Source organism: Pseudomonas avellanae BPIC 631 (assembly GCF_000444135.1).
GTDB lineage: Bacteria > Pseudomonadota > Gammaproteobacteria > Pseudomonadales > Pseudomonadaceae > Aquipseudomonas > Aquipseudomonas avellanae.
The window spans coordinates 21,008-28,024 of sequence record NZ_ATDK01000566.1 but is presented as its reverse complement, the minus strand read 5'-3'; the positions used below and the strand labels follow the sequence as shown (position 1 = coordinate 28,024).

The 7,017-nt window shown below is 60.5% G+C and carries 4 protein-coding genes and 1 pseudogene; 1 reads left to right on the top strand and 4 read right to left on the bottom strand.

Going from position 1 to position 7,017, the window contains the following annotated elements:
• Positions 1–154: 154 nt before the first annotated feature.
• Positions 155–1,696: a HAMP domain-containing protein gene (locus DW49_RS0125910; RefSeq protein ID WP_005620896.1), complete on the bottom strand. Its 1,542-nt coding sequence runs from the start codon at positions 1,694–1,696 to the stop codon at positions 155–157.
• 130 nt (positions 1,697–1,826) lie between these two features.
• Between DW49_RS0125910 and serB the strand changes: the two genes are divergently transcribed.
• Positions 1,827–3,041 (top strand): phosphoserine phosphatase SerB, encoded by a 1,215-nt coding sequence (serB, locus tag DW49_RS0125905; protein WP_003380690.1) that lies wholly within the window; start codon positions 1,827–1,829, stop codon positions 3,039–3,041.
• A gap of 36 nt (positions 3,042–3,077) precedes the next feature.
• On the opposite strand, the gene DW49_RS0125900 is transcribed toward serB, so the two are convergent.
• From DW49_RS0125900 to DW49_RS1000000133855, 3 genes and pseudogenes are all read right to left on the bottom strand, one after another.
• Positions 3,078–4,865, bottom strand: a complete 1,788-nt coding sequence (locus DW49_RS0125900; RefSeq protein ID WP_005620895.1) for a hypothetical protein — start codon at positions 4,863–4,865, stop codon at positions 3,078–3,080.
• A gap of 252 nt (positions 4,866–5,117) precedes the next feature.
• Complete coding sequence (gene asd / locus DW49_RS1000000133860) at positions 5,118–5,981, bottom strand: archaetidylserine decarboxylase (RefSeq protein WP_005736867.1); 864 nt, start codon at positions 5,979–5,981, stop codon at positions 5,118–5,120.
• Between the two features lie 180 nt (positions 5,982–6,161).
• Positions 6,162–6,974: pseudogene (locus DW49_RS1000000133855) on the bottom strand (rhodanese-like domain-containing protein); the annotation flags it as partial.
• Positions 6,975–7,017: the final 43 nt, after the last annotated feature.

Here is a 7,017-nt window from a genome sequence, read left to right as displayed (position 1 = left end):
AGCGTCCAGAACGGCATGCGACGCAAAGCGTCGCACGATAGGTAATCAATGGCACGATAGTTGAGATTGTCGTTCCTGACGCTCAGTGTTCAAAACGGCATGCCGACGCGAGCGTCGGCATGATAGTTACAGTGATGGGCGTCAGAGGTGACTGTCAGGCTTTGTTGGATTCGTGCATGCGCGACAGTTGGCGTTCGAGCATGGACGGGTAGGGCTCCATCAGACGCTCCACACAGCAGGCACCTTCGGGGCTTGCGATGGGGCGGATGCGGGCGCGTTGGCGGATCAGCGGGTCATCGTTGATTCGCCGCTCGACCAGCAGCAGGTTGCGGCTGTGCTGAGACAGCGCCAAGGCGTCCTGCGCGGTTTCAGTCAGCAACAGATCAATCTGGCTCAGGCCACTGAGGTTTTCACCCAGGGTCAGGCCCAGTTGCAGCTGCAAGGTAATGCCGCTGTCTGCCACTTCGATCTGCAAGGCGTGGCTCAGCGCGCGCAATAACTCGCCGCAGCAAATGGCGTTGGTCAGGTAGTCGTCACCGCTTTCGTGGCTGTGGAACAGCATCAGCGTGCTGCCGTCGTTCAGCGTGTGCAGCTCGCCTTCGTACACCGAGGCAGCCTGATCGACGCAATCGCGATAGCGCTGCAGCAGTTCGGTCAAGCGTGCGCGCGGCAGACGGCGTAACTGATCCTGTGCGCCCAACTGAACAGCCAGCACGGCACTGTTGTGCGGCTCGTGTTGAGCGACAGGTGATGCAGCGGGGCGCGCAACGGGTGCACTGCCTGAGGTGTCACGCAGGTCCGCGAACGGATCTTCGTCATCGTCCTCATCTTCTTCTGCGACGATGCGGCGTTGGACGGGCGGCGCCGGCAGGCGAGGTTTTGCTTCGCTGGCGCGTGCAGAGATTGGTGGGGCAGGCTTTTCTTCCGGCTCCAGGTAGGGGTCCTCAGCTTCGTCGTCTTCGCCTTCATATTCAGGCTCGGGCAGCGGTTCCGGCTCCGGCACTGGTGGCGCGAACGAGGTGCGCAGTTGCCGGGCCAGATCGCCGATTTCATCCTGACGGTCAGTGGCTGGCGTATACGGGTCGATGTCGCGCAGCCAGATGCGCATCTGCATCAGCGGCGTGGAGATATGGCGACCGAGGCGCAGACTCAAGGCCAGTGCCAGCGCCAGCAGGATGCCCGCCAGAATGCCCATGCTCTGCAGGCTGATGGTCATCGGCTGCTGGAACTGCGACATGTCGAGGCTGATGCGCAGATGACCCGCCATCACGTCCTGAAACGTGATCTTGATTTCATACAGGCCCTGCGCCTCGCCCAGAAGCCCGTTTTTCGGGCGCTGGCCGGCTTCCGCCAGAATGCGGTTATCCACACTGTAGATAGCGGCGTGCGCTACCAGCGGGTTTTTGACCAGATTGCCCAGCAGCACGTTGAGACTGAGGATGTCGTTGGACACCAACAGCTCGGTAGCCGAGGTGGCGGTCTGGGTCGTCAGGGCCTGCCCCAGCGCATCCGCCTGTTCATGCATGGCCTGCTTGAACTGCAGGCCCATGACACCGGCGTAGATCACCAGCGCCAAAGCGACCAGGATCACGTTATGGCTGGCAATGCGCAAAGCGATCGGTACGCGGCGATGACGCAGGGCACGAAAGATGAGCAGGAAGAAATTATCGGTTTTAACAGGCGTGGGCCGGTTCACAGAGCACGGCTCTTTCGGTGAAGTTGTCGCGCAGTATAACGAGCGACCCAGTAGCGGCAAAGCGCTGCCTGTGCCCGGTGGTCACTGAATGTGGTTAGAATGCGGTTTTTTTCCACTGCGGGGGTGCGCCTTGCGCGAAATTGTCCTGATTAACATCACCGGTGTCGACCGTCCAGGTCTCACTGCGGCTATCACCGGCGTCCTGGCTCAGGGTGGCGTGAACATTCTCGACATCGGTCAGGCGGTGATCCACGACACGCTGTCGTTTGGCATTCTGGTCGAAATTCCGGATACCGTGCAGGGTTCGTCCGTGCTCAAGGACATCCTGTTTACCGCCTACAAGCTGGACCAGCAAGTGCGTTTCACGGCCGTGTCCGAAGAAGGCTATCAGCACTGGGTCGAGGGCCAGGGCAAGGCACGGCACATCGTGACGCTGCTGACCCGCAAGGTCACCGCCGAGCAATTGCAGTGCGTCAGCGCCATCACTGCCAAATACGGGCTGAATATCGACCAGATCGATCGCCTGTCCGGGCGCATGCCGCTCGATACCCCGGCTGACAAGGGCAAGGGCTGCATCGAGTTCACCGTGCGCGGCGAGCCTGCCGACCCGAAAGCCATGCAGGCCGAGTTCCTCGCCGTGGCGCAGGAGTTGAATGTCGATATCGCCTTCCAGCAGGATTCGCTGTTTCGCCGCAACCGGCGTCTGGCGGTGTTCGACATGGACTCGACGCTGATCGAGGCCGAAGTGATCGACGAACTGGCCAAGGCTGCAGGCGTCGGCGAGCAGGTTGCCGAGATTACCGAGCGGGCAATGCGCGGCGAACTGGATTTCAGCGAGAGCTTCAAGGAGCGTCTGGCGCTGCTCAAGGGGCTGGACGTCGGCGTGCTGGATGAAATCGGCGCTTCACTTCGGCTGACCGAAGGCGCTGAAACGCTGTTCTCCGAGCTCAAACGGCTGGGTTACAAGACCGCGATCTTGTCCGGTGGCTTCACTTATTTCGCCAAACAGCTGCAAGCGAAACTGGGCATCGATTATGTGTACGCCAACGAACTGGAAGTGGTCGATGGCAAAGTCACCGGCGTCGCCGTCGAGCCTATCGTCAATGCTCAGCGCAAGGCTGACCTGCTGCGCGAACTGGCGCACAAGGAAGGGTTGAGTCTGGAGCAGACCATCGCGGTCGGCGACGGTGCCAATGACCTGCCGATGCTGGCTATTGCCGGGCTGGGTGTTGCGTTCCGTGCCAAGCCGCTGGTCAAGCAGTCCGCCAAACAGGCGATTTCCACCCTGGGGCTGGATGGGGTTCTGTACCTGCTGGGCTTTCGCGACCGCGAAGGAAAACGCTGAGTCGCAGTCGTTGCGATATCCGAGGTATTGCAACGACTACAGCGTGCCCCACAGGGAATCGAACTCCTGCCCTGGCTTCGCCTTTTCGACCTCGGCGGCTTTCGGCGCGTCGTAGATCTGATACTCAAACTGGTTGTAACTGGCGCTGCTGATGCGCCGGTTGCTCAGTGAGGCGCGGCGCTCTTCACCATCGACGTTGATCATCACCTTGCTGCCTTCCTGAAACGGCAGACGTGGTGCGAGCACGGTCGGCGGTTTTTCCATCGCGCGTACTTCCGGCAGCATCAACGTGCGCAGGTATTGGCTGTTCTGCTGTTCGCGTATCAGTTGCATGCCGCATGGCTGGGCGAAGGGGGCGATCAGCTCGATGCCCATTTGCGTGCCGCCGCTGCGTACTTGCCGGACCCAGCGCACGATGGCAACGCTCCAGCCCTGGCCTGAGTCGTCCTGAATGCCTACCAGCTCGCCGGCCTGCAATTGCTGCGGCACTTCCTTCTGCCACGCCAGACAGTAGCCGCCCGGGCTGTGGTTGACGATATTCAGGTTGAAGGTGGGAAACGCATGCTGGCCGTTGGAAAGCGAGTCGTTGTCGCCCTCGATCTTAGGGTATTCGATCTCTTCGTACGGCAGCAGCACGGATGAAGTCTTGCCGCGATGCGTGTCGAAGGCGGAGGACCAAGGGTCATCCTCTTCGTCAGCATTGGCGATCTTGAGCGAGAAATTCGCAGCACCGCTCGCGCTGTTCAATTGCAGCAAATCGCTGAACGACCGCTGGCCCGACACGTAGAAATGCAGCGCACTCATGCCGATACACAGTTTCAGCGTGCCCTGGCCTGGCGTGCGATGAAAGGTACGTTCAGCCACATCGCCCCAGGCGACCGCCAGATGTTGCAGCAGGTCAGTGTTGATGCCGGTCGGAATCAACAGTGTTGAAGGGGAGCGTTGATCGTCCGGCAGCGCCAGATACTGGTTGATCGCCTCTGCCAGCGCGAAGGTATTGATGCCCAGCAGCCTGGACGATTGCTCATCGGTGAATAACGCGCGGTACAGCGGCGGTTTGTCGACCGTCGGCTCCAGAGCGAACAGGCCGCTTTGCTCGGCGGGCCATTGCAGTTTGACCAGCGGGCTCCACGCTTCCAGGGCATCGGCCAGCTTGCCGATGTTCAACTGACGCATCTGATTGCAGCGCGAGCAGCCCATCAACAACGCGATCACATACGTCTGTTCGATGCTCAATGCTTTGGTGTGGTGCGCCAGCGGTTCATCGGCCAGCGCGTGGTGCAACTGGTACTGGCGGGCAATCTGGTAAATCTGATGCAGTTCCAGCCAGAGGCCCTCTTGAACCGGGCAGTACAGCTGATTGGCGCGAATCAGCGGCCCGGTCAGCCCGTGCAATGCGCGCTGCAATGCCATGCTGAACAGCCCAGCCTGATCTCGGGTGTAGCGCGACGCTACTTGCTGGATGATCTGCTTGTAACCGGTTGCCAGATGGTTTTGCAGGGCCTGGCAAAGATTGGCAACCTTGCGCGGGCGCTCGTCGAGCACGATGGCCTGATTGAGAAAGTGGCGCTCAAGGTGCTTGCAGACGAAATAGACTTCCGGCCGCAACAGTTCCAGCAGTTGCAGGCGATTGTCGCTGGGGGTGATCAACTGGTTAAGTTCGGTCAGGCCCTGATAGAGCTGACGGGCCATTTCCCCGAGGTTTGCCTTGGGCAGCCTGGAGATCCAGCGCTTGATGTCGCGGGGGTTGGCTTCACAGAATGTCAGGCTCGACTGCGTCGGCGTGGGGGCACGCAACAGCAGAGGAAGGCTAAATTTACTCATGTGACAGGCTGACTCCAACGACTCACTGGCCCGGACGGTGGCTTTAAATGGGGGGCTGACTTCATCGCGGATCAGCGATCTGTCGAGCATACGCCCATGAAAGTGCGAAGTATCCTACAACACCGGTTGGGCGACTTTACCAGTATCGGCATCACCCTGCAGTAACTGTGGCATTGGGCCGGTATGTATGGCTTCAAGTTTCATGAGCGTTGCTGTCCATGCAGCGCTCATGCCCTGTCAGTGTCGCCGCGATCAGGCCTGGGCTGGAGCTGCCAGCGCCTGGCCCATCTGAACCTTGGAGCCTGCTGTCAGCTGTTCAGCCCATTTCACCTGGTTTGGTCCGAACAGCACAATGGCGGTAGAACCCAGTTTGAAGCGGCCCATTTCGGCGCCTTTTTCCAGATGGATCGGCGCACGCGCGGCTTCGTCGTAGCTGAAGGTCTTCAATTCGCGCTTGGGTGGCGTGACCAGCCCGGCCCAGACCGTCTCGACCGACGCTACGATCATCGCACCCACCAGCACCACGGCCATCGGCCCGCGCTCGGTGTCGAACAGGCAAACCACGCGCTCGTTACGGGCGAACAGCTCCGGCACGTTTTCAGCGGTGGTCTGGTTGACCGAGAAGATACGGCCTGGCACATAGACCATTTCGCGCAGCGTACCGGCCAAAGGCATGTGTACGCGGTGGTAGTCCTTCGGCGACAGGTAGACGGTCGCGAACTCGCCGCCCATGAACGGCGCGGAGAGCTTTGGATCACCGCCCAGCAGCTCAAGCACGCTGAAGCTGTGGCCCTTGGCCTGGAAAATGCGGCCGTGATCGATAGGGCCCAACTGACTGATGGCGCCGTCGGCTGGCGAAAGAATTGCGCCAGGCGTGGTGTCCAGCGGGCGGGCATCGGCTTTCAGCGCGCGGGTGAAGAACGCGTTGAAGTGTTCGTACGAGGTGAGGTCTTCGACCAGTGCCAGAGACATGTCCACTTGATAGCGGCGGGCGAACCACGCAGTAAACGCGTTCTTGAACCAGCGCACGCGGCATTCGGCAACGCAGCCAGCCAGGCGGGACAGCAAGTGGTGCGGCAACAGGTACTGACTGAGAATAAACAAGCGGTCTTTCATTGAGGGTCCTGAAGATGAGTGTCCTGAAAAGGAATGCTCTGAAGATGAGTGTCCAGAAGATTTTCGAGAACCTTTGCCCGATTCAGTGGCGCGAACAGGTTCAATGGTTCCGGCTGGCTGGACAGGCGCTGCTGGTTCAATGACCTCAGCCGTTTCAATGGGTGCAACGGCCGCGGTGGGTACTTCAACCGGCGTATCGGGATGATTGCCCCATTCTCCCCACGAGCCGGCGTAAGCCTTGACCCTTGGGTAGCCCAGCGCTTTGGCCACCAGATAGGTGAAGCCCGAGCGGTGGTGAGTCTGACAATGGGTGATCACTTCCTTGTCCGGCGTGATGCCCAGGTCTTGCAGAATCTGCGGCATGTCCTGACGAATGCGCAGGTTGCGCGCTTTGTCCATGCCCGCCGTCCACTCGATGTTGACTGCGCCGGGAATGTGTCCACCTTTGGCCGCGACCACTTTTTCGCCCGAATATTCGGTAGGTGCGCGCGCGTCCCAGATTGCCAGATCAACTGCGCCCAGGCGGCTCTGCAGGTATTCACGGGTGGCGGTGGGTTCGTCGTGCAGTGTCAGCGCAACCGGGCCGCCAGCAACCAGCGGCACCTCGGTGCTCAATGGCAGTGCTTGCGCTTCCCAGGCCAGCACGCCGCCGTCGAGATAGTGGTAACCGCTATGACCGATGACGTCCAGCAGCCAGATGAAACGCCCGGCCCAGCCGCCGCCTTCGTCATCGTAGACAACGTAGACCGCATCGGGGTTGTGGCCCAGCTCGCCGAACAACTGCTCCAGGTCGGCGGTGTCCGGTAGCAGGCCGGGCGCCGGTGGCTTGCCTAGTTGCGTACGTTTCGGGTCGACGAAGCGAGCGCCGCGAATATGCCCGGCTTCGTAGCGAGCGCTGCTGGTCAGATCCACGAGAATCAGTTCAGGGGCGTCGAGACGCTCAAGCAGATCGTTGGGTTCGATGACCAGCGACAAGCCAGTGAATGCGGACATTTGCAGCCTCCGATGAAAAGAAAGACGCGAATTGTACGCCAGG

Bases quoted from the DNA above. Each gene is read 5' to 3' on its own strand.
- DW49_RS0125900 (WP_005620895.1), bottom strand. From the start codon at position 4,865: ATGAGTAAATTTAGCCTTCCTCTGCTGTTGCGTGCCCCCACGCCGACG.
- asd (WP_005736867.1), bottom strand. From the start codon at position 5,981: ATGAAAGACCGCTTGTTTATTCTCAGTCAGTACCTGTTGCCGCACCAC.